Source organism: Mucilaginibacter auburnensis (assembly GCF_002797815.1).
Classification (GTDB): Bacteria; Bacteroidota; Bacteroidia; order Sphingobacteriales; family Sphingobacteriaceae; genus Mucilaginibacter; species Mucilaginibacter auburnensis.
The window spans coordinates 497,621-519,313 of the sequence record NZ_PGFJ01000002.1 but is presented as its reverse complement, the minus strand read 5'-3'; the positions used below and the strand labels follow the sequence as shown (position 1 = coordinate 519,313).

Below are 21,693 nucleotides of genomic sequence, written 5' to 3'. Positions count from 1 at the left end.
CCATTATTCAATTACTCTTTGCCTTACTTTTACAGCAGGGTTACCCTGATAAATACCATACGAAGCCAAATTTTTTGTTGCAACAGAGCCGCTGGTTAATACAGCGTGAGAGCCAACGTTAATGCCTTGGTTTACAATTGCCTGTGCGCCTATCCATGAGCCGTCTTCTAAGGTGATGGCACCTGTTATCAGGTTAAAGGTGGTTTTTTTGTAACTGTGACTGCCGGTTAGCAGCAGTGCCCCCTGAGAGATACATACGTTGTTGCCAATGGTGATCATTACCAGGTTATCTACCCAAACATTTTCGCCTATCCAAACATGGTTACCTATTGATAACAGCCAGGGATATTTAATATTCACACACGGTTTTATGGTTACGCCTGTCCCTACTTTGGAGCCAAATAAACGCAGAAGTGCATTTTTTAAACCGTAAAACGGGAACCAGCTACTTTTAAAGATCAGAACGTTCACGTAATACCAAAGCACCCGCTTTAAAGTTGAGCCACCGGGATGGTAGGGCGAATTATTGTAAGCAGAAAGATCAGTTTTTTGCATGTGGTTGTTTATCGCCGGCGGTAACCCAAAAATAAAGCGCTATCAAAATAGCGAGGTATATAATACTGTTAAATATTAAATGATGGTCAATAATGCGCTGCGCCTGTTTGCTCCAAAATAAAGCTACAACAGTTATCCGTATAACGTTGAGTAATTCAATTGCCAATAATCCTGAAAATAAGAAAGTTAGCTTTTCTTTCCATCTTTTGGGATACGCCACTACAAAAGCAGCAAAGAAGCTCATTACACCAAGGCCAAGACACGAGTAAACCAAACGGATGCTGCCGCGACCGGCTATCAACAATTCGTGTTCATTAGTTACTGTAGCAAACCCCATGCATTTTAACAAAAAAGAGGTACACGCCAATAATAAATGCCTTATTAAACTGATATAGTTTAAATTTTCTGCAAGGAAGCTGTTGTAGTTTTTTGATGCGGGACTGGTAAGGCTGAAGAAACCTATGTTGAAATAATAAAAGGCCAAAAACAACGTAACAAAGGTAATGGCAAACTGTACAGCTTTACTTTTTAACATTATCGCGCTGTTTAAGTAATTCGTCAATTTTTATATCAACCACCAACCTGAACCAAAAGCTATGCAAAAAATGGAAGATGATTCCTGTTCTGCCGTCCAACACACCTAACTGAAAAATCATTCTGTGTGTTAGATACAACAACGGACGCACATACCGCGGTGTTTTCCACCACAACTGTTTACGCCATGCTGTACGCTCATCAGGAGAGCCAAACAGGTTGGGTTTTATAGTTTGCTGGCGTATCAACTGCATACGTTCCACTTCTTCCTGCGCAACCAGGTCGCTGTAACGGTTGTGCTTGTTTAGCCAGAAGCTGATGTTATTCTCTTTAAAATTTTCCTCCACAATAACGCCGTCGTTCCAAACTACGGTATTACCCGGTACTATCATCCTGTGATCCATATTTTCGTTCAGATCTGAGTAACCAACATTATACCTGAACATTTTAAGGAGGTAGAAAGGATAATAGCCGCCATGCTTTATCCATTGCCCTTTAAATATATATTTACGGTTGAAGTAGATACCGTTAATGTTCTGGTAGTCAGCATCGCGGAACATAGCTAACTTTTGTTTTAACTCATCACTAACCACCTGATCTGCATCAAGGCAAATTACCCATGGTGTTTGAACAGGCAATGTAGTGAGCGCATGGTGCCATTGCTGCGGATGATTTACAAAAGTATTCTGTGCGGTTTGTGCACCATATTGTTGCGCTATATGGAGCGTTTGGTCTGTACTGCCGGAGTCCAATACAAACACAGCCGCGTTAAGGTCTGTTATTGATCCCAGCAGCCTGGGCAGGTGCATTTCTTCATTAAAAGTTAATATAATAAATGAGAAATGTGGACTCAATTTAAAACAGCTTTGATAACCATTGATTTCCAAAAATAAGGAAACCTTCCGCATCCTTTAAATGCAACTACGCTAAAACCAGCCTTTTTCAATACCTCCGATAATTTTTTCCGCGACCACATTTTAATGTGTCCGCCATGCCACAACGGGTCCATGTGGCTGTCCCATTTGTTGAAAATACTCAATACCAGGTTTTTCAAATAGCCATGGTAGGGAGTAGAGATAATGATCTGCCCGGATGGTTCAAGTATCTGTTTACAAAAATGAATAAACCCTTCCGGATCATACAAGTGCTCAATCACTTCGGTTGAAACAATGGTGTCGAACTTAATTGTGCTTAAATCCGGTGGCAATTTACCCGATGAAATATCCTGCAAGTAAAAACGTGTAGGGTGTGTTCGCTTAGCTATAGCAATTCCTTCTTCAGAAGCATCCGTTCCGTAGGCATTAAAACCCCGGCTAATAAGGTAGCCGGCCAGGTAGCCATTTCCGCAGCCAACATCTAAAATAGTTTGCTGCTTGTCATTACCCAACAGCGCCATTATGGGCGCTGTTAAATAATTAAATGTATGTGCCGGCGCATCGCTTGCAAATCCGTAATCTTTGTACTCAGTCATGCCCTGTAACTTGTTTATACATTTTGATGTAGCTATTTATCAAAACCTGCTTGCTAAAATGTTGGTCAATTAGTTTTCTGCCGTGTTTTCTGATGCGCTCCATTTTTTCTTTCTGATTTACAGCTGTTTCAATTGCATCTTTTAAAGCTAAATGGTCAAGATCAAATACCCATCCGGCATCTTGTTCTGCCACAAAAGCGGCTAAGCCAACATGTTTACTAATGATTACCGGCGTTCCCATGCTAAGGCTTTCAATAACAACATTGCCAAAGTTTTCATTGTGCGATGGCAGCACAAACAGATCATGTTCCTGATAAATATCAAACTTATCGTTTTGCCTGAAGCCAAGCCATGTAATATGCTGATGTATTTGCCTTGCCTGTGCGAGGCTTTGTAAGTGTTCGATATATTTGGGGTTGCCATCGCCGGCAATACTTAGGTTCCAGTCAATAGTTAACAAAGCAAGAGCGTCGAACAATAGATCAAGGCCTTTCTTTTCGTCAATACGGGAAAGGAAAAGCAATTTTACAGGGCTGTGTATTGAGGTATCGCTTGCATACTGTGCCTCAGGCAGGTCTATAAAGTTGGCTATGTTATAAAACTGTTTAGGATGAATGAGCCTGTAAAGCTCTTCCTGCTCGCTATTCGCTGTTAAGTGAACGGCGCATTTATTAAGCAGCTTTTTGCCTATAAGCGCATGAAAAGCTTTTTTTACAAAACTGCTTTTGTGTTGAAATGAATAGCTGCTTAAGGTTCCGCGAGGTGATACAACAACTTTTGCACCTTTTGACAGCGCAACAACACAAGACAGAACCGATACCAAATTCCACCATGCATGAATATGTACTACATCAAATGTATTTACACGTTTAGCAAGCGCTGATAAAAGCTTAGGCGAAAAATGGGAATGATCTTTAGTACGGCGTTCAAAATAGGTAACTTCAACGCCATTTACCAATACTGTAGCGTCAGGTTCTATATCAAGTTCATGTTTCCCATTTGCCGTAGTAGTGAAAACTGAAACAGTGTGCCCTGCTTTAACCAACTGTTCAGATAAGGCAGATACAGACATGGTTGGCCCGCCGTAAATGTAAGCTGGCTTATAAGATGCATTTATCTGTAGGATCTTCAAACTGGTTTTAAAATATTGAGTGCCCGGAATATCCTGAATAAAACAAGCATACTTACATACGACCAGAATACGGAATTGATCAAAAACTCAAAACTCAGGCCGCGCCACAAAATCTGGAACATTCCGGAAAATACCAGGGCGGTACCCAGCACATAGCCCCCAAACAGCTGCTCTGCCTGGTGCGATATAACCTGACAAACTACACCATACAAAAATAAAAAGAGAAAAACTCCCCAGCCACCGTAACACAGGTAGGCATCAACTATATAAGCAGGTTTGGCCGAAACGTTAGAACCCCGGTTAATTACATTGGCATCATAAACACGCTCCATTACCATTTGCTCTGTAACCGGCTTTGAAGGCCAAAACACGCGCGGAACTAATACTATTGCCGATTGTTCCAATAACTTTGTTCCGTAAAACGGTACTTTCTCGGGTGTTGACTGCACAAAGTTGGTGAACATGTCTATCTCGCTAAAGCGGTAGGCGTAAAACCCCCAGTTGCTGTCGCCTTCTTTATCGTCAGAATTTAATGCTGCCTGTAAAGCCAGTTGAGCTGCCTGATCATCAGTAGTTTCGCCGGCCCATGAGTTGGCCCTGAATACCCTGTTATAGGTAGGAAGCAATAAAAATAAAGCCAACAGCGTGGGAACTACAGTTATGACTACCACTCTTTTGTAATTAGGATATAGGAATATGCCTAAAACCAGTACGCTTATAATGATAGGTTCCTTAAAACCCGAGATAAGGGCCTGTGAAAAGTTGAATCCATACAGCAAAACGCATACAAAAGTGTTCATGGTTTTACGCATCGGAATAGCAAAGGCAAGCGCCAAAGTACCAGCTATAAAACTAAGTGAGCTAAACTGATAATAAAACTGGGCCAGACCTTTTATCATTAAAAACACGGTTGATAAAGGCAAGGTTACAATGGCAACAACAAAAAGCAGGTTGGCTATCTTTTCTTTTCCTACATAATACTTTTGCTTTATAGGATATTTCATAAATGCCAAAATGCCGGTTACGAAAGCGGCATGCCCTAAGCAGTAATAGCGCTGGCATTGTGCCGTTAATTGTAATTTTTGTTCGTCAACCAGATAGAATGCGCCGGGCGCATTAAAGTTAGTGTAGCCTAAAACTTCCATAAAATAAAATATGGATGTACTGCACATGTAGCCTGCAAATATGATGTGAACCAAAAATATGGGTCGCATTAACTGATCTGCAATTTCGCGGTCTTGCGGTAACTGCCTCAGGTTTCCGCTGAGTGTAACATAAAATATAAAAAAGGAACCCAACCACGCGGTTAAGTAGGAGAGAACAGGCGAAAAATCCAGTAATATGGAAAGCAGCCACGGAAGATACAGTATTGCATAAAGTTCAACCGGCCGGTTACCCCTCATTATTTAGTTGTTTTAAAGTTACCGTCCAACTTAAGTACCTGCATTTAATTTATTTTCTATAGCCAAAGCTATGCTGTCAAAATTATAGGTTTTTATAATTTGTTTAGATTGTTCGCCGTATTTGTCCAGTAGTTCTTTGCTACTCGTTAACTTTTTAAGCGCTACTTGCAGTTCTTCGCCATTTCCACTTGCGAAAATAGCGCCGTTTACGTTTTGATGTACCAGATCTACAGCGCATCCAACCTTATCAGATACCAGTACGGCCTTTCGGCAAGCCATGGCTTCATTTACCGCAAGCCCCCATGTTTCGCTTACTGAAGGCAAACAGAACAGATCACAAGCCTGGTAAATTACCGGCATAGCAGTTTGGTTTTGAAAGCCCAGAAAGTGAATGTTTTTGTTGTTGTTAGCTATTGCTTTAGCCTGTTGTTTAAGTGGTCCTTCACCGGCTATGAGGAGATGGGCACCCGGGTTTTTTAAGTTGACAAATGTTTGCACTAAAAGCAGCGGAGCTTTTACTTCTTCAAGTTTGCCTGCAAATAACAGAACGACGTCTGTTTCTGCAATACCCAGCTTGTTTTTAAGTGCTTGCACCTCATCGTATCGCGATGTTTCAAAACGGTTGTTATCAATGGCGTGCGGTGCAAAGCTGAGTTGGTTTTCTTTTAAACCGTAACGCAAAAAATAGTTTTTGTTATTGGTGCCAACGTAAAAAGCGTGGTCAACAAATTGGTAAACCCATTTAAGCAGTGTATACCGCATTATTCGTTTCACCGTGTTGTTGTTAGCGAGCAAAACAGAATCTCCCCTGAACCATACGGGAATCTTTCCTTTAAAGTAGCGCAATACCTTTAAGTGAGCTTTGTAAGCCCAGCCAAAAACCAAAATGGCATCCGGTTGGTATTGTTTAATACGGTCAATTATGCCTGGGTTTATTATACCGTTAAAATGATGGGAACCAGCGTTTTTAGCAGTGTTTTCCAGCCACTCATAATCATACCCATCAAGCAGCGGAACATCCCAACTAATTGTTTTGCCAAAACCCGGATCAAATTTTTGCTGTGCCTCAGTTCCCCAACTGTAAAACACCTTGATTTGAATACTCTTTCTTTCCGCTAACAGCTTAAAAACCGGCGCGTAGTACTGAATGGGATGGGTTGTTATAATGGCCAGTTTTTTCACTATATAACTTTATCAAATAGCTTGCACTGTTTCTCCGTCATCTGTAAGGCGGTGTACTGCTGCAAAGCGTTTTTATCATAATCGGGCCGCTCAAGGGCATTATTTACTAATAAGCCCACAAAGGCAAGTATTTTTTCTTCTAACAACGGGGTGTTATCATATGAATATGCGTATTCAGCTTTGCATAATTCAAACACCTTCATTGCCGGGCTTTGCGAATTGAATATTGTTAATAACGGTTTGCCTGTAAACAGGTAGGGATAAATTTTCGATGCCGTGTACTTTGGATCGTCTGATCCGGGCATGAACAATGCATCTGCCTGTTGCAAAGTGATGAGGGTGTGATAATAACTTATCCTGTCTGTTATCTCAACAACATAATTTTCTACACCATGCTCAACTGCCAGCGGCATTATGGTTGCTGTACCGCTGCCTGATGCCGCATAACAGGTACCAATAAAATATAGTTTTAACTTAACCTCAGGATTATTTTTAACAAACCAGGCTAAAGCCTTAAAAACCGGCTTGATCGCCTTGTGCATATCCGCCCCGCCACGACCGATATAAACCATGTTTTTGGTCTGTTTGTCCAATAAAGCAGGGAATCTGTGGGCATTATTTAACGCGATGTCATTATCAGGTTCAAAGGCGCCGAATGTAATAGTTGCCGCCAGGATATTTTTTAGATTTGGATACCTATTCTGCAGGTCGGTTATATATTGTTCAGAAACACTGATCAAGCCATCAACAGCTTTCATGGCTATAGGTTCCAGATATTTGTTGAGGCGATAAGAAAACCAATATTTTTTAGGTTGCTGACTTTTAGGCTTATCTTTATAGTAATCAGAATGCCATGGGTCCTGCATGTCTATCACATAAGGCACACCCAACTTTTTTTTCCAATACCTTCCTAAAATACTAACCGGGAATTGGGTGGTTGAAAAATATACCAGGTCAAATTTCCCTTGCTTTAAAAGTTGACTCACTTTCATTTTATAAAACCAAAGTGAGCGGAGCGCCAGGCTACCCAAGCCGAATTTTGAAGTTAGTTTTTGCGGAAAAGCTTTTACTGTATGTATTTTAATAGATGATGGTAAACTTTGCAGTAAAAGCTCATCTTTTACCATATCTGAATATTCAGGCGCAACGGTAACCACCTCGGCTTCCCATCCAAACTCTTTAAAATAGGGTAAACTCATTCTCACGCGTTGCATATCGGCAGCGTTGCTGGGAGGGAAGTACGGCGATATGATGAGCACTCTTTTCATATCGTTTCTTCAACTACTTTCAGAAATTTTTTGCTTTCAATTTTCCAGTTGTAAGTGGTATCGGCCAGTTTAAGCGAAGCCAGTTTACAGGTGTTAAGTTTGTCCCTGTTTTGCTGATAGTCTGATAGTAAGCCCGCTAACTCAGCGCTGTCATTATTTTTAAATGTGCTGCCTATTGCCTTATTCAAATTCATGAATGTTGCCTGAGCGGTGGTTTCTGTGGCTATAACTCCCAATCCGGCCTGCAAATAGGTGAATATTTTATTGGTTAAGCAGAGATCTCTGTTTAAAGGTTTTCTTTGTTCGAGTGCTAAACCCAGATCAAACTGTGCAGCAAAGGATATAACTTCATCGGGCGGGATGGGTGCATAAAATTTTACACTAATTCCTGTTGCAATGATCTCCTCCACAAACTGCTGACTGTAAACGGGTATATGGCCTAACAGATGCAACTCAAAATTTTTAGCATTCAAGGTGGATAAGGCACTAACAACATCCTCAATTCCTCGCCCGCGACCGATGGTTTGGGAAAACCAAAATAGTTTAAGCGGCTTTTGATGTTTAGCCGGTTCTATATCAACTTTATCAAAAACATTCAAAACCACAACGGGATTTAATAGTGGATATAAAGTTTTGTACTGCGCTGCTATTAGCGGACTACTTGCAGTCAAGTAGCTTAACCGCGGAATATATTTATCTTCAATAGCCGATTTTAATAGCACATCAGCATTGGCAGCATCGTCACTTGTTTCGTTTCTGTGAAAATCTTCTGCATCAAAACCACATGGTTTATTGTGCTTTGCTGCGGCTATACAGGCGGCAGGCAGCGCACCCAAGTTGTGAGCTATGTAAAGATCTGCCTTGTGTTTTTTTACCTCCTTCGCCAGATGGAAACTCGCCCTTGATAAACCCATAAAACCCCATGCACTACTTTTAAAGGTTCTGCCGAGCTTTTGAACTATTTTGCTGAGCATGAAAGTTATACGACCGTTTTCGGGAGATCCGCCAACTCTTACCGACTTCCATTTACGGCTTGGTGATAATTGCCTGTCATATTCGGTTCCCCACTCGTTCCAATAGGCATAAAATACGGTAACATTATAACCGGCCTGGGCTAACGCGTCGGCTTCTTTTACCAGGCGCGGGTTAAGTGATGGTTGGCCGGATGATATGAGTACTACCGAAGGCATTAATTTTTAATAAATGCAGTCCAGGCTTTTAAGTCCATATTTTCAACACCGCTTTGTTCTTTTGGATATTTGCCGGCGGCAATACAATTCAAAAAGGCAGGTAAGTTGTTAAGATAGTCGGCAGATTTATCTACCGGATGAACCATCCATGCATCTTCACTTTTTAAAACAAGTCGCCTTGCGCCTCTGGGCGCCATTGATTTGAACATTAAAATTTCCGGATCAATTGGAAATGCTCTGTTTCCATATTTACGTAACAAAAGCTCCATTTTAACCTTGCCCCGCACAAATGGCAGGTAAGTATTTATTTTCTCGTTATCCCAAAGGAAATGACGGGTAGAGAACCAATCGTTTATCCAATAATCCTGATGGCTTTCAGATGGGCGACCCTCATTCAATGAAGGCAGGTTGTAATTGTTTTTTACCGGAGGACACAGACGTGGAACAGCCATTACTGCTTCCTGCCGTTCATCCATCAATTTAACAGCATGTTCCGCCCAGTCAAAGCCTGGTTTTTGATAGAGCATCATGTCGCCATCATAATGCAATACATAGCGTGTTTTAGGCAAGCTAAAACCTATCCAATAGCTCATATTCACCATTCCGCCGGCACCGTGAGTGGTTTTATATAGCCCGGCTAAATACTTTTTGCTCATTTCGTCTATCATCGCATCATCCGGATAAACAAAATAAAGCTGATCAACAATGTTGTCTGACAACAGCTTTTGAGCTATAACTTTTATTTTTTCAACTCCTTGCTCAAACTGCTCTTTAGGAAACCTTACATCAGGGTCAAGTATTTTAGTTTTTTGCGGCCTACAGCAATCAATAATCAACAGCCTCTTTTTTATTTGAGGATGCTGGTTTACAATGGCAGGTACGGTAAGGTGGGCGTAGTTTACGTCGCCTGCTGATATGTTGATCTGGAGCGTGATATCATCCATGTTAAATGGTTTAGCCATGTTAAAGTTGAAGATAATTATCCGCTATAACGCTAACCGCAAACCTTTTTTCGGCGGATGCTCTAACCTGTTGTCTATCAATCTTATCAACGCGCTGTAATGCATCTATCATTTCGTCGGTAGTGTTGCAAATAAATCCATTAACGCCGTTTTGCACCACTTCTGGTACCGATCCTCTTTTGAAAGCAATAACCGGCGTGCCGCATGCCATTGCTTCTATCATTACAATACCGAATGGTTCATCCCACTCAATAGGGAACAAAAGCGCTTTCGCCTGTTTTAGCCAGTAATTTTTTTCTTCATCATTAAGGGCGCCTACATATTTTATTTGCTCGCCGTCAATTAGCGGTTCAACCTCGTTTTTAAAATACTCCAGGTTATCAGGAGTATGAGGTATATTACCGGCAAGTATAAGTTGGTGACCTGTTGCTTTGGCTACCGCAATAGCAGTATGGGCTCCTTTTATTTTATCCAGCCGGCCTAAAAACATTAAAGGTGCATCATCAGGAACTTGCTGTGCAGTATGATACCGGGAAAAATCTATAGCGTTATAAACAGTATGCCATTTACCGGCCACATTACCGGTTGATACGCAGTAATTGCTGCAGGCCGTAAATACCAGATTGCGGTTGGGTAATGTGGTTACTATTTTGATGCCCTTTTTGCTGACCGGCCTGCCGTAGGTCATGATTTTTTTTACCGGTTTGTTAAGTACAGGCAACAGGTACATCAGGCGGCCAAAATTATGTATAAGGTCAAATCTGCTGTGATTTTTACGCAGGTACTTCCATGCAAACAGCATTTCCATGTTCCGCTGTTTTTTTGAACGATCAAGATCATTCACGCCAAATTCAACCACTTCGCCGCTTATTTTTGAGCCCGGGCCCGCCAGCAGCGTAACGTGGTGGCCCAAGCGCGTATATTCTTCTGCAAACATGTAAACAAGTCGCTCATGCCCACCATATTGCAGCGGTGGTACAGGTATGCCGGGATCCATTATAAGCAGAATGTTCATACGTATATTGTATTGATGATCTCCAGCATTCGTTCCGCACTTTTTTGAAGTGACAGGTTCTGCTCAACAAAGGCGCGCGGTGCAAACGAGTTGTTTTTTACTTTTTCCCAAAACAGGGGCAGTTGTGTTTTAAAGGCATTGATATTATTAAACTTAAGCCCGCACTTCTCATCAAAGTAAGGAACTGACGACGCCTGCACTTCTGTTTCGCCCCAATCAAAACGTTTGGGGTCCAGCCAAAAGCCCTGATCCCAGGCCAGCACAGGTACGTTCATAGCCATGGCCTCACCGCATGCAAACCCCTGACTTTCATGCTCGCATAAAAATATCATGGCGCGGCAATCCTGCAACAACTGTTTATATTCGGTAGCATTATAATGGCCGTAAACCACTTCCCGGTAGCTAAAGCCTAAAGCGTTGAGTTGATCTACAATAGGTTGATAAAAAGCGTTTTCCGCTTCAGCGCGGTTCCACATTATCTTTTTGTATATCAAAACGTCAAACTGTTTAACGGTGGTGTTGGGTTGCCAAGCTTTGGTATCAATACCGGCGGGCCATATGGCGCAACGTTCCTGGCCAAAATGCTTTGCGTACAGGTTATTGGTCCAATCGGAATGTTGTAAGTATAGCGCTACCGGATATTCGGTAAATAGCGTTGGCCACTCGTTAGGATGCGTCATTAAGGCAATGCCGGCAATTATTTTATTGGGTTGCTGATACCCTTGCAAACTGTATTTCCCTGAACCCAGCACAACAACCGGCTCATCAGGTTGGAGTAATTTAAATGGTTTATTTACGGTGTATTTAACTTTTAACTCGTCTAAACTTTTACACAGATTAACAAAAACGCGCTCAACACCGCTAACTTTTTTTAGCCCGGCGAGTTTTCGCAATAAATTCAATAAATACCTGTCGCCGGGAATAAACTTATATCCCTGGGGCGGCACGCGGAAATACAAGTTAACAGGTTTCAATTATTTAAGTCGATCAATTATCTTTTCTAACGACCTGGGAATACTGTGATCATTCAATGCACGTTTCTGGCCATTCTCTCTAAGCGTTTTTCTCAGCTGTTTATCAGCACTTAATCGGGCAGCTAACTCAATAAACTCACTTACGTTGTGGTACGCGGCTATCTCATTACCAATGTTATACATTTGGTCTAACCCCGGTGTAAACTCCGTGAGGTAACAGGCACCAAGCATCGGCGCTTCAATGTCTCGTAACCTGGAGTAGGTATCTGGCTTTTGTAAAGGAAAACGAAATGACGGGTATCTGTTAACCCCTAAAGTTACCATACTTTCGGCAGTGAGATTGTTATAAGTATTGAAGTCAATACTGCCGCATATTTTTGATTGAAGGTCTTCAGTTATGTTAAGCCCCATATTTCGTTGGGCTAACTTACGGGCGTAGGCGCTTAAACCGTGTTTTTTTAAAAAGTTTATCTGGTTGGCTATTGTTTTGCCGGATGTTTGAGCGGCAGGTTGCAACTGTTGTGAACAATTGCCCTTCCAACCATTACCATATATATGCAGATCAATATCAGATTGACGCTTTACAATTTGTTCGAATAATAATACGCGTTGCACATCTTTTGATCCTATAAATACCAGCTTGTTGTTTTTTTCGGTTTTCCCTACGCGATATTGCGGCGTTATCCACATAGGCATAGGCAAATTTATAAATGAACATCCCGCTTTTTTATACATGGGCAGCGCTTTGTGTTCAGGCACCCAGTTCAGGTCAAATACCTTGAATTGTTTGGGAACGGTGGTAAACTGCCTTACGTTATCGCAATAAAAGTTAACGCAGGGTATGCCCATTTTTTTTATTTCGTTTATGGCGTTAACGTCAATCTGTTCGGGGTATAAATAACTCAGAAACAGATCTGCGGGCTGTGCTTTTAGATAGGTAAGTGTTTTATCCCATGCATCGCTACGCCATGCCGCTAATTCAGGTTTGCTTTGCGGAACCAAGCCACGCGCCCAATCAACATCAGGATGCTCTGTCCATTCATGCCCGGTTTCTTCAATACCATTTTTAAGGTAGTATTGCCAAAAATCATAAGCCGCTATGGTATGCTTTTTTGAGGATTGAAGGAAGGATAAAAAGATCTTCAAATTAGTATGATCAACGAAATATGTTTACTACTGAACGCCTCAACTTAAGTATTTTTTCCGCGTTTTTAAAGCCGAGCTTCTTATAAAGTTTTCCCAGCATTCCCTGTTCCGGCGGCTGAAAGTTGGGGTCTAACTGGTGTATCCATTTCACAACTTCAACCGCTTCAGTTAAATGGTGGATAGCTATCCAATGGGCAAGCGGCCATAAAACGGTGCATGCTGCTTTTTTTCGTGCATCAGTTAACTCTCCACTGCTTTCAAGCGCCGACAGGATCTTTTTAAAAAGAGTAAGCTGCTGCCAGTTGGCTACCTGGGCTTTTAAACCCGAATAATTGCCCTGCATTTGCGTGCTGTGTTTGGTCCAGTAACCGGCACATACATTTACAAACGCAATTTTGGGATTTAACAAACCATACTCCAATAAAAACGCACGATCTTCACGCAAGGCAAATTCCGGTCGCCTTGGTGCTTTGTGCACCATGTCGGTTTTAAATAGCATTCCTAAAAAATGACTACCGTATCTGTTGCTGAGCTGCACTTCTAAAAAATCACCCCAGGGTGCGATCTCAGGCGGTGGTATTTTAACTTTTGATTCTTCCAGATAACTTCCAACACCCGAGTATACAAGGTCGGCTGCTTCGTTTTCGGCCTTGTTGAATTGAAGGTCTATAACTTCCGGATTTAAAAAGTCGTCGCTATCCAGAAACCTCATGTATTTACCTTTGGCCAATTTAACACCGTTGTTAATAGCGTAAGTTTGACCCTGGTTATTTTGGCTCACCACTACAATATCCTGCTGTTGTTTAAGCCAATCGCTTGTACCATCGGTACTGCCATCATCTACTACAATTATTTCCGTTTTACAAATAGTGTTACGGCAGCTGTCTACAGCTCTGGGAAGCGACCATAACCTGTTATAAGTTGGTATAATAATACTTACATCCATGACTATACCCGCGGTGATGTTGTTGGTTTGCGCACGCCAAAAAGCAAACGGTACAAAGGCCTGAACAGGCCTTTAAATCTTGTTTTTATTATTTCGGGATAAGCAATAGTAAATTTGGCTGTTAACCGGTTTAATGCATTTAGTTTGCCCTCCGCATTTTTCCTTAGCTTAAACACTTCCAGTCGGTATGGGTAATGCTGCGTGTAATACCCAAGGAAATGGATCACCAAAGGCGATACCTTTTCAAACGGGTACCACGCCTGGTGGAGCGGGTGAGGAGCAGGTGGATTGATAAGTGTGCATTTGCCGTTTAATACGTCAATGGTATAGCCTCCCTGGCAAGCCTGAGGATCGCTCATAATGGTGCCATCGTCGGTCAGGGGTTTTTGTCCGTGTAGTTCCATGGCTAATGCCATTAATACTTCATCATTAGGGCTATTCCTTAACCTCACAAAACCTATCTCGTCATATTGCTTTTCTAATGAACGGGCGGTTTCATATACTTTTTTTGCGTCGTCGCCATTTTCTATGTAGTAGATGCCACCATTAAATTTGGGCATTTGCTTAAGATCATACTTTTTCAATATCGCGGTAATGTCTCCAAACCACTCGCCCGCGCTGATGTAACCGCCAACTACTGAAACGGCATTACCGCTAAATTTCTTGAACAGACCCTCAATACTTCCAAATATCAAACAATCACTATCTATAAAAAGCGTTTGCCCCGGCGGGGCAAATTTATCAAGCTGTAGTTTAGGCGAAAAGCCGGTGCCAAGCTCGCCTTTGTTGATCTTGATCACTGATATTTTTGAAGCCAAAGCTTGCGGAACCAATTCAGGTATGTCTGTAACCAGGTAAAATTTGATATCGCTTTGCGGATGCCAGTGTAAAAAAGAAAAAGCTAAATTAACTGCGTAATCTAAATATACCGGCTTCCCCGTAGCTAATGTAACTACGTTACGGTTATTCATTTTTGTTGATGCTTTTAGCCATGGCAATTATTCTGAAACAATATTCATAGGTTTTATTGCTGAACAGCTGATGGAAACCCAGTTTTACAGTGGCAGACAATAACTTAATGATCATAGCCAATTTGCGTGCTGTTGAAGGGGCGGGTATGGTCAACAAATGTTTGTCGCTTTTTTTCTCCAGAGAGCCTGTCATGTGCCAGCTGCGTGGGGTGCTCTCTAAATAACCTTCATGGCTGATTGGCGTATAATCTACCGGGTCTTCTATAACACATTTAAGCCCTTGGGCTTTGAACGTTTTGGTTAAGAAATTTTCAAACCCATCAGCACCTAACGTTTCGCCTTTTGGCGCATTAACCAGATCAGCAAACGCTTGTTTAACATATTGCGTGTTACAAATACATGGATTGGCAGAAAACTCCGGCGATTGATACAGATTTGCTGTTAAATTGACTGCCTTTTGCTCCGCATTCAGCGGCCCAAATTTACTTAGAAATATTTCCGCCCATTCCTTATTGGCATATAGTAATTCCAAATAGCGCTCCAGATCAACAGGTTTACTAAACGACCAGTCATCTTCCAGCCAAAAAAAGTAAGGGGTATCTACCAGTTTTAAAGCATTTATAATGTTGTTAACATAACCTTTCCTTACCGTACTCTGAACAACAATGTCGGGAGAAATAGCTGCTATTGCATGTGCAGAAAACGTCCCATCAACACCGATTATAGTTTTACTAAAAGTAAACGGGCAGTTTTCCCTGAATGATTTAACAGTTCTGTTCAGCAAAAACTCTCTGCCTTCGCATGTAAATATTACTAAGCTTACATCCGTTAAGTTTTTCATTTCATCAGATGGTTTTCTTGTTGCTGTGTATAAAGCCAGATACGCGTTTAACTAATTTCCAACCTACAATTTTACTAAGAGTAGTGGCCAGTTTGCCCGATTTGTATTTTGGCCCACTGTATTTAAGTTTTTTAGCCTTGTTTATAGCTTGTTTTGATAGCTTAATATGCTGAGGGTAAGCATTAATGCCTATGTCCCAGTACTGGCGCGCAAAAATATTATCCAACAGTTGATTAGGTACAAGGTCCTTTAAATGGCTGTATTTTAGGTCTGTTGAAAGCATCCTGCTTATAAAAGATCGTTCATTTTTATGTGATGAAAGCGATGTTTCGGTCTTGAACTTCCGGTAAAAATTTATACCGTTTGCTGCGTACTTAACACCCTTACTGTGGAGTAATATCCGGCAAAAAAACTCGCCATCGTCATCAACAGTTAAGTCCTCATTCCAAAAGCCGGCTTCGTCAATTACATTTCGGGGAGTTAGCCATGCGTTAGGCTGGATCATGCCACCATATCGCGGCCCCATCAAATCGCCGCCATATAATTTCAATAAAAAGTCAACCGATTCCATCACTTCAGCCTGATTGTACCATTCCTGCATTGGTTTTTTACCGTTTAGCTCTTCGCCGGTGAAAAAGTGAACGGTGTTGGATATGCCTACGCATCCCGGCAGGTTTAGCAGATCGTTCATCTGCATTTCAATTTTATCTGCACTTAAAATATCATCGGCATCCAAAAATTGAATGTATTCGCCTTTTGCCTCTTTTAAGCCCCGGTTGCGGGCTTTGCATGCGCCGCCATTTGGCTGTGTTATTACATTTATTTGTTTGTGCTGATATTGCTGAGCTACGCTTAACGATTCATCTGTTGAGCCATCGTCAATTATAATGATCTCCAAATTGGGCCAGGTTTGCGCAATAACTGATTCAATGCATTCCTGCAAATACAGGGCAGCATTGTAAACAGGTATTATAACCGAAATCAAAGGTTTAGCCATCTATTGAAGTAAAAGCTAAAATTCTCTGCCAATAAATCGCTATAAAAAGTGGCATTTATTCGAGTCTCAAAAATTCGCCATTAATAATTCCCTCGTCAGACTTTCTTATGCTTTCGGTCCATAGGCCGGTTACAGTAAACAAGGCAACATCTGTTCCCCAAACCCATTCATCTTCATTGTTCCCCCAGCAACCTACAGCAATGGTATATTCTCCCGGCCTTAAAACGCGGGGTTTAATTTTAAATTCTGCTGTAAAGTCACCCTTTTCTACCATTCTGCCATCCGGATATTCTCTAAGGGTAAATAAACGTGTTCCATCCTGGTAAACTGCCACCATAAATACCACCCGTTTGATCATTTCATTTGCTGTGCCATCAATTTCTATGCTTATCGGATCATTTATGTCAATTAAACAGTTTTCATCCAGGCCTTTGTTAATTTTAACTTTATGAAATTGAAATTTGTAGCTGATGTTACCTCTGAATAATGATTTGATATTTTCGGTCGCCTTAAGCTGATTATTGTAAGCCTGAATAGCTTTGTTAATAGGTTCAAAGCAATTGATCATTCCGTTATTTAAAACAATTCCGTGCGTGCAGAGTGATTTTACCGACCCGATGTTATGGCTGACAAATAGCACTGTGCGACCTTCGCCTTTGCTAACATCGCCCATTTTACCTAAGCACTTTTTCTGAAATTCAGCATCGCCCACTGCCAGTACCTCATCAACTATTAATATTTCCGATTCGAGGTGAGCCGCCACGGCAAATGCCAAACGTACATACATTCCTGATGAGTAACGTTTAACCGGCGTATCTATGTACCGCTCAACGCCCGAAAAATCAACTATCTCATCAAATTTTCTTTTGATCTCGGCTTTGCGCATACCCAATATAGCGCCGTTCAAATAAATATTCTCTCTTCCGGTAAGTTCGGGATGGAAACCGGTGCCAACTTCAAGTAAACTGGCAATACGCCCTTTTATTTTGATAGAACCTGTAGTAGGAGAGGTAACCCTGCTTAACAACTTGAGCAATGTGCTTTTCCCCGCACCATTCCTGCCAATTATGCCAACAGCGTCTCCTTGTTTTATGTCAAAATTTATATCCTTTAAACTCCAAACTATATCGCTGGTGCCTTTAACAGACCTGTCATTGGTTTCACCAATTCTGGTAAACGGGTCTTCCTTGCCTCTAAACCTTGCCCAGGCACGTTCCAAATCTCTTGATATGGTGCCGGTACCAAAATTGCCTAATTGATAGGCCTTTGATAAATTTTCAACTTTAATTACTGTAGGCATCATACCGTGTCAACAAATGATTTTCCAACTCTGTTAAATACTACTATTCCTAATAATAAAATGCAGGCAGTTACAATGCTGCTGTAAGTTAACAGCTCCCAGCTAAATGATCCTTTACTAAAAAAGCCATACCTCACTGTTTCTATAACTGCCGTAACCGGATTGAACTTTATTAACCAGCTGTAAGCGGGATATTTTTCCATTACTACCGAGAGGGGGTAAATAACCGTTGTGGTATACATTAACAAGGGAACACCAAAAGTTACAACAAATGCAAGGTCGCGGTATTTGGTAGTAACTGCCGAAATAAGCATGCCTAAACCCAATCCTAAGGCTGCCACCATCAGTATTAATAACGGAAATAATAACAGATAGAAGTTAGGTTGAAATACCGAACCCGACAAGGCGTAACACAGCATTACTAAAACAAACAGTAAAAGCTGAACCCCAAAACGTATAAGGTTAGAGAGCACAATACTTAGCGGCATTATTAAGCGGGGAAAATAAACCTTACCTAACATGGAAGCATTATCTTTAAAAACCGTGGAGGTTTTAAGTATGCATTCGGCAAAGTAGTTCCATATAACGGTTCCGGCCAGGTAAAACAGCGGTTTAGGAATGCCATCAACAGGTATGCCGGCCAGATTGCCAAAAACTATTGTATATATGATTATAGTGATAGCGGGCTGAACAAAAAACCAAATAGGACCCAAGATGGTTTGTTTATAAAATGATACGAAATCACGCCGTACAAGTAAAACCAAAAGGTCGCGGTAATGCCATACATCCTTTAACCCCAAATTTAAAACCGGGCTTTTGGCACTAATTTCAATATCCCATTCCTTTTCAGAAAGATCTGTCATTCAATAATAGGTTTTTAAGTTTTTCACTATAGGTGTCCGTGTTAAAGCAACCAAAGCACTCTTTCTGCAACTCCAGCCGCTGATTAACCGGGAAACTGTTTTGAAGGTATTTCGAAATTTGCTCGCGCAGTTCATCGGGATTGTCGGGGTTTATAGCGGTACCCAGTTTTCCTCCTTTGACAGCGTCAATACTTCCATCAGCATTGCCGCATATTACCGGTAAGCCGCAAGCCATTGCTTCAATGAACACAATGCCAAATCCTTCTTTTTTACTGGGTAAAACAAAAAGATCGGCCATTAGAAAATGGTTGGTTAACTCAGCTTCTTCTATAAATCCGGTTAAAATCACCACATCTTCTAAACTGTTCTGAGCAATTATTTGCTTTATACGTTGCTGCTCATCAATATCATACGGGCCTGCCAACACATATTTTAACTGTGGGAACTGCTGTTTCAAACGGCCCGCTACCTTTATTACCTGATCGTATCCCTTATATTGTTCGGTATTAGCAAGGCGGGCCAGGGTAAACAGGACGTTGTTTTGCGGAGTTAAACCATACCGATCCAAAAGTGCACCGGGTTTATTAAGCTGATGGGGGAGTGGCATAAAGGGGTCTAACGCGTTGTTAATAACCACGCATTTATTAAAAGGTATGCCATGCAGCCTTACAACCTCTTTTCGGGTGTACTCACTCACACACATCACCGTATCGCACTTTTTTAATAGCAGATTTTTTAATAGTGATAACGGGCGCCAAACCTCAATTCCGTGCGCAATTAACACCACCCTGCATTTGGGATTGATAAGTTTAATGGCAACTCCCACGCTTGCTAAATTGATGTGGCTCAAAATAACAGTGTGGCAATGCTTACCCAAGGCAATGGCTTCGCTTGTGAACTTTACTTTATCTGCTTTAAAGCCTTTAAATTTTGCGGCGGGTAAGTATTTATCCATCAGGTCCTGGTCGCGATCATAAACCGACCAGAATGCAAAGTCATATGAGGCACCTTCTGATATTCTGTTAAGGCAATAGCTTAGCGTACGGGTCATTTTTTGGATGCCGCCAGTGGTGCTAAACGTTTGTAAACTAAACAGCGCTATTTTATTACGCATGCAGCCGGGTTAAGTAAACAGTAAATGCTTTTGACCAGTGTACTTTATTGTTTCTGAAATTGCGGATCACGCTTTTAGCATATCCGTTGGTGTAAAATTCCTCATTTGATATTTGAGTATGGGCACTCATCCATTGTTGTAAAGGGAAAGAGAAGCCCATTTTTGGCCTGTTCCATATAGCTTCCGGCAATACATCCTTAAAACTGTCTATTAGCAGCTTTTTGGGCTGATGCTGATCAAACAGCAGATGCGGCGATATGCTGTGCACCACTTGCTGAAAATCTTCATCTAAAAATGGTACTCTCACTTCAAGTCCGTGACTCATGCTCATCACGTCCGTATCTTTCAGTAACTGATTTTGCATGTACAGGTTAGTTTCCAGCCACGATGCAAGTTGCTTATCTGAAAGCATTTTATCCGGCAGACTATCAGCGTTATAAAGCACTTGATTAACCTGTTTTTCATCAACATTCAAAAGTTTAGCCACTTCGGTTGATGTGAATATGGCTCTCATGGCCAGATACAACGCAAGCGGACCCGAATGTGCCAGGTAGGTTATCTTTTTATACCGGTCGCCAAGTAAATACCCGGCTGCATTTAACATAGCCGATGGTAGTTGTTGCAAGCTTTTTAAGAGCGATATGCGCTTGAAGGAGGGATAGCCTCCAAAAAGTTCATCAGCGCCTAAGCCGGATAATACCGCTTTTAAGCCGTCTTGTTGCGCGTATTTGCTAATAAACCATGAGTTGATGCCATCGGTAGTCGGCATATCCATACTTTCAATAATACCGGGTAGATGCTGGTTGAAATGGTGCTGCTCAATTAAATGCGCGTGTTTTTGGCCTACAATAAGGCTGTTAACCTTTTCCTGATAGGCAGCTTCATTATACGCCTTGTCATTAAAGAAGATTGATACGGTTTTAAGTTGCTCGTGTTTTTGCTCTGCGGCAAGTAAGGTCAGTAAACTTGAATCAATGCCTCCGCTCAGAAAAACGCCAATGGGCGCATCTGCTAACAGTTGTCGTTTCACCGCCGTGCGTAACGCAGCGCCTATCGCATCACGCGCGTCTGTGGCATTGTTTATGGTATCAGAAACTATGTTGTTGCTGTAGCTGCTAATGTTAAAAGTTTCTTTGTTATTATCCCAGCACAGTACAGTACCCTTCCGGAGACTTAAAACATTTTTAAGTGTTGTTTCAGGTTCGGGAACGTGACCAAACGCTAAAAAACGCATGCGCCATGCCGGGTTCTCTTCTGTTACTATCCCGGCAGCCTTAAATGCTTTTACCTCTGATGCGAAACTTAGCGTACCGTTAAGTATGTGATAATATAAGGGTTTAACGCCCATGCTATCGCGCACAAGGTAGGTGCGGGAGTTTTGAACATCATACAATCCGAAAGCGAAAATCCCCCTCAGTTTTGCAAAGCAACCCGTTCCCCAATAAATATAGCTTTGTATAATAACTTCGGTATCGGTATTTGAGTTGAACACAGCACCTAATGCCAATAGTTCAGCTTTCAATTCAAGATAGTTATAGATCTCGCCGTTAAATGTTATCCAAACCCTACGGCTAAAATCTGCCATAGGCTGATGCCCGTTTTGGCTAAGGTCAATTACTGCTAAGCGCCTGTGGCCAAATACCAATCCGTTTTCGTCAGCAAAAAAGCCTTCATCATCAGGCCCGCCATGCTGCAAAGCATGGCACATGGCTTTAACCCTTTGCATTGCCTGCGCTTTATCACCGCTTTTGCTAACTATTCCTGCTATTCTGCACATTGTTGGTTGCTGTACACAGCTTCGCCCCGTAAGTCACAGTATTAATTTGTAA

At 41.6% G+C, this 21,693-nt stretch carries 19 protein-coding genes and 1 pseudogene; all 20 read right to left on the bottom strand.

Annotated elements, in window-relative coordinates; genetic code table 11:
* Nucleotides 1–3 precede the first annotated feature (3 nt).
* The gene (locus tag CLV57_RS12895; protein ID WP_100341804.1) at nucleotides 4–555 is read right to left on the bottom strand and encodes a WcaF family extracellular polysaccharide biosynthesis acetyltransferase; all 552 of its coding nucleotides are present in this window, start codon (nucleotides 553–555) and stop codon (nucleotides 4–6) included.
* Nucleotides 542–1,943: pseudogene (xrtY, locus tag CLV57_RS18790) on the bottom strand (exosortase Y). Before xrtY ends, CLV57_RS12895 begins: the two are co-directional and overlap by 14 nt.
* A complete protein-coding gene (locus CLV57_RS12880; RefSeq protein ID WP_100341801.1) occupies nucleotides 1,940–2,560 on the bottom strand; it encodes a class I SAM-dependent methyltransferase in 621 nt (206 codons plus the stop codon). The pseudogene xrtY and the gene CLV57_RS12880 overlap by 4 nt, the downstream one beginning before the upstream one ends.
* Entirely contained in the window at nucleotides 2,553–3,692 is a 1,140-nt protein-coding gene (locus tag CLV57_RS12875; RefSeq protein ID WP_100341800.1) for an XrtY-associated glycosyltransferase XYAG1, read from the bottom strand. The genes CLV57_RS12880 and CLV57_RS12875 overlap by 8 nt, the downstream gene beginning before the upstream one ends.
* Nucleotides 3,689–5,095, bottom strand: coding sequence for an exosortase Y-associated Wzy-like protein (locus tag CLV57_RS12870; protein ID WP_100341799.1), 1,407 nt, complete (start codon nucleotides 5,093–5,095; stop codon nucleotides 3,689–3,691). The genes CLV57_RS12875 and CLV57_RS12870 overlap by 4 nt, the downstream gene beginning before the upstream one ends.
* Nucleotides 5,096–5,125: 30 nt before the next feature.
* Nucleotides 5,126–6,277, bottom strand: a complete 1,152-nt coding sequence (locus tag CLV57_RS12865) for a glycosyltransferase family 4 protein (protein WP_100341798.1) — start codon at nucleotides 6,275–6,277, stop codon at nucleotides 5,126–5,128.
* Complete coding sequence (locus tag CLV57_RS12860; protein ID WP_245857050.1) at nucleotides 6,277–7,545, bottom strand: glycosyltransferase; 1,269 nt, start codon at nucleotides 7,543–7,545, stop codon at nucleotides 6,277–6,279. The genes CLV57_RS12865 and CLV57_RS12860 overlap by 1 nt, the downstream gene beginning before the upstream one ends.
* Nucleotides 7,542–8,735, bottom strand: coding sequence for a glycosyltransferase family protein (locus tag CLV57_RS12855; protein WP_100341797.1), 1,194 nt, complete (start codon nucleotides 8,733–8,735; stop codon nucleotides 7,542–7,544). The genes CLV57_RS12860 and CLV57_RS12855 overlap by 4 nt, the downstream gene beginning before the upstream one ends.
* On the bottom strand, nucleotides 8,735–9,697 hold the full coding sequence (locus CLV57_RS12850; protein ID WP_100341796.1) for a hypothetical protein: 963 nt from the start codon (nucleotides 9,695–9,697) through the stop codon (nucleotides 8,735–8,737). Before CLV57_RS12850 ends, CLV57_RS12855 begins: the two co-directional genes overlap by 1 nt.
* 1 nt (nucleotide 9,698) lies before the next feature.
* On the bottom strand, nucleotides 9,699–10,712 hold the full coding sequence (locus CLV57_RS12845; RefSeq protein ID WP_100341795.1) for a glycosyltransferase family 4 protein: 1,014 nt from the start codon (nucleotides 10,710–10,712) through the stop codon (nucleotides 9,699–9,701).
* Nucleotides 10,709–11,686 carry a glycosyltransferase gene (locus CLV57_RS12840; protein ID WP_100341794.1) on the bottom strand — a complete coding sequence of 326 codons (978 nt, stop codon included), beginning with the start codon at nucleotides 11,684–11,686 and terminating at the stop codon, nucleotides 10,709–10,711. Before CLV57_RS12840 ends, CLV57_RS12845 begins: the two co-directional genes overlap by 4 nt.
* Nucleotides 11,687–12,832, bottom strand: coding sequence for a glycosyltransferase family protein (locus CLV57_RS12835; protein ID WP_100341793.1), 1,146 nt, complete (start codon nucleotides 12,830–12,832; stop codon nucleotides 11,687–11,689).
* Nucleotides 12,833–12,842: 10 nt separating this feature from the next.
* The gene (locus tag CLV57_RS12830; RefSeq protein ID WP_100341792.1) at nucleotides 12,843–13,778 is read right to left on the bottom strand and encodes a glycosyltransferase family 2 protein; all 936 of its coding nucleotides are present in this window, start codon (nucleotides 13,776–13,778) and stop codon (nucleotides 12,843–12,845) included.
* A gap of 2 nt (nucleotides 13,779–13,780) precedes the next feature.
* Nucleotides 13,781–14,749, bottom strand: coding sequence for a PIN domain-containing protein (locus CLV57_RS12825; RefSeq protein ID WP_100341791.1), 969 nt, complete (start codon nucleotides 14,747–14,749; stop codon nucleotides 13,781–13,783).
* Nucleotides 14,742–15,590 carry a hypothetical protein gene (locus tag CLV57_RS12820; protein ID WP_100341790.1) on the bottom strand — a complete coding sequence of 283 codons (849 nt, stop codon included), beginning with the start codon at nucleotides 15,588–15,590 and terminating at the stop codon, nucleotides 14,742–14,744. Before CLV57_RS12820 ends, CLV57_RS12825 begins: the two co-directional genes overlap by 8 nt.
* 4 nt (nucleotides 15,591–15,594) lie before the next feature.
* Nucleotides 15,595–16,587: a glycosyltransferase family A protein gene (locus CLV57_RS12815; protein ID WP_100341789.1), complete on the bottom strand. Its 993-nt coding sequence runs from the start codon at nucleotides 16,585–16,587 to the stop codon at nucleotides 15,595–15,597.
* Nucleotides 16,588–16,642: 55 nt separating this feature from the next.
* A complete protein-coding gene (locus CLV57_RS12810) occupies nucleotides 16,643–17,890 on the bottom strand; it encodes an ABC transporter ATP-binding protein (protein ID WP_157799154.1) in 1,248 nt (415 codons plus the stop codon).
* A complete protein-coding gene (locus tag CLV57_RS12805; protein WP_100341788.1) occupies nucleotides 17,887–18,750 on the bottom strand; it encodes an ABC transporter permease in 864 nt (287 codons plus the stop codon). Before CLV57_RS12805 ends, CLV57_RS12810 begins: the two co-directional genes overlap by 4 nt.
* Nucleotides 18,734–19,864: a glycosyltransferase family 4 protein gene (locus CLV57_RS12800; protein ID WP_100341787.1), complete on the bottom strand. Its 1,131-nt coding sequence runs from the start codon at nucleotides 19,862–19,864 to the stop codon at nucleotides 18,734–18,736. Before CLV57_RS12800 ends, CLV57_RS12805 begins: the two co-directional genes overlap by 17 nt.
* Complete coding sequence (gene asnB / locus CLV57_RS12795; protein WP_100341786.1) at nucleotides 19,857–21,641, bottom strand: asparagine synthase (glutamine-hydrolyzing); 1,785 nt, start codon at nucleotides 21,639–21,641, stop codon at nucleotides 19,857–19,859. Before asnB ends, CLV57_RS12800 begins: the two co-directional genes overlap by 8 nt.
* Nucleotides 21,642–21,693 lie beyond the last annotated feature (52 nt).

What these genes read in the sequence shown, in the direction of transcription:
- CLV57_RS12845 (WP_100341795.1), bottom strand. Translation starts at nt 10,712, where the DNA reads ATGAACATTCTGCTTATAATGGATCCCGGCATACCTGTACCACCGCTG.
- CLV57_RS12870 (WP_100341799.1), bottom strand. Translation starts at nt 5,095, where the DNA reads ATGAGGGGTAACCGGCCGGTTGAACTTTATGCAATACTGTATCTTCCG.
- CLV57_RS12805 (WP_100341788.1), bottom strand. Translation starts at nt 18,750, where the DNA reads ATGACAGATCTTTCTGAAAAGGAATGGGATATTGAAATTAGTGCCAAA.
- CLV57_RS12815 (WP_100341789.1), bottom strand. Translation starts at nt 16,587, where the DNA reads ATGGCTAAACCTTTGATTTCGGTTATAATACCTGTTTACAATGCTGCC.
- CLV57_RS12820 (WP_100341790.1), bottom strand. Translation starts at nt 15,590, where the DNA reads ATGAAAAACTTAACGGATGTAAGCTTAGTAATATTTACATGCGAAGGC.
- CLV57_RS12810 (WP_157799154.1), bottom strand. Translation starts at nt 17,890, where the DNA reads ATGATGCCTACAGTAATTAAAGTTGAAAATTTATCAAAGGCCTATCAA.
- CLV57_RS12855 (WP_100341797.1), bottom strand. Translation starts at nt 8,735, where the DNA reads ATGCCTTCGGTAGTACTCATATCATCCGGCCAACCATCACTTAACCCG.
- CLV57_RS12880 (WP_100341801.1), bottom strand. Translation starts at nt 2,560, where the DNA reads ATGACTGAGTACAAAGATTACGGATTTGCAAGCGATGCGCCGGCACAT.
- CLV57_RS12860 (WP_245857050.1), bottom strand. Translation starts at nt 7,545, where the DNA reads ATGAAAAGAGTGCTCATCATATCGCCGTACTTCCCTCCCAGCAACGCT.
- asnB (WP_100341786.1), bottom strand. Translation starts at nt 21,641, where the DNA reads ATGTGCAGAATAGCAGGAATAGTTAGCAAAAGCGGTGATAAAGCGCAG.
- CLV57_RS12825 (WP_100341791.1), bottom strand. Translation starts at nt 14,749, where the DNA reads ATGAATAACCGTAACGTAGTTACATTAGCTACGGGGAAGCCGGTATAT.
- CLV57_RS12830 (WP_100341792.1), bottom strand. Translation starts at nt 13,778, where the DNA reads ATGGATGTAAGTATTATTATACCAACTTATAACAGGTTATGGTCGCTT.
- CLV57_RS12800 (WP_100341787.1), bottom strand. Translation starts at nt 19,864, where the DNA reads ATGCGTAATAAAATAGCGCTGTTTAGTTTACAAACGTTTAGCACCACT.
- CLV57_RS12895 (WP_100341804.1), bottom strand. Translation starts at nt 555, where the DNA reads ATGCAAAAAACTGATCTTTCTGCTTACAATAATTCGCCCTACCATCCC.
- CLV57_RS12850 (WP_100341796.1), bottom strand. Translation starts at nt 9,697, where the DNA reads ATGGCTAAACCATTTAACATGGATGATATCACGCTCCAGATCAACATA.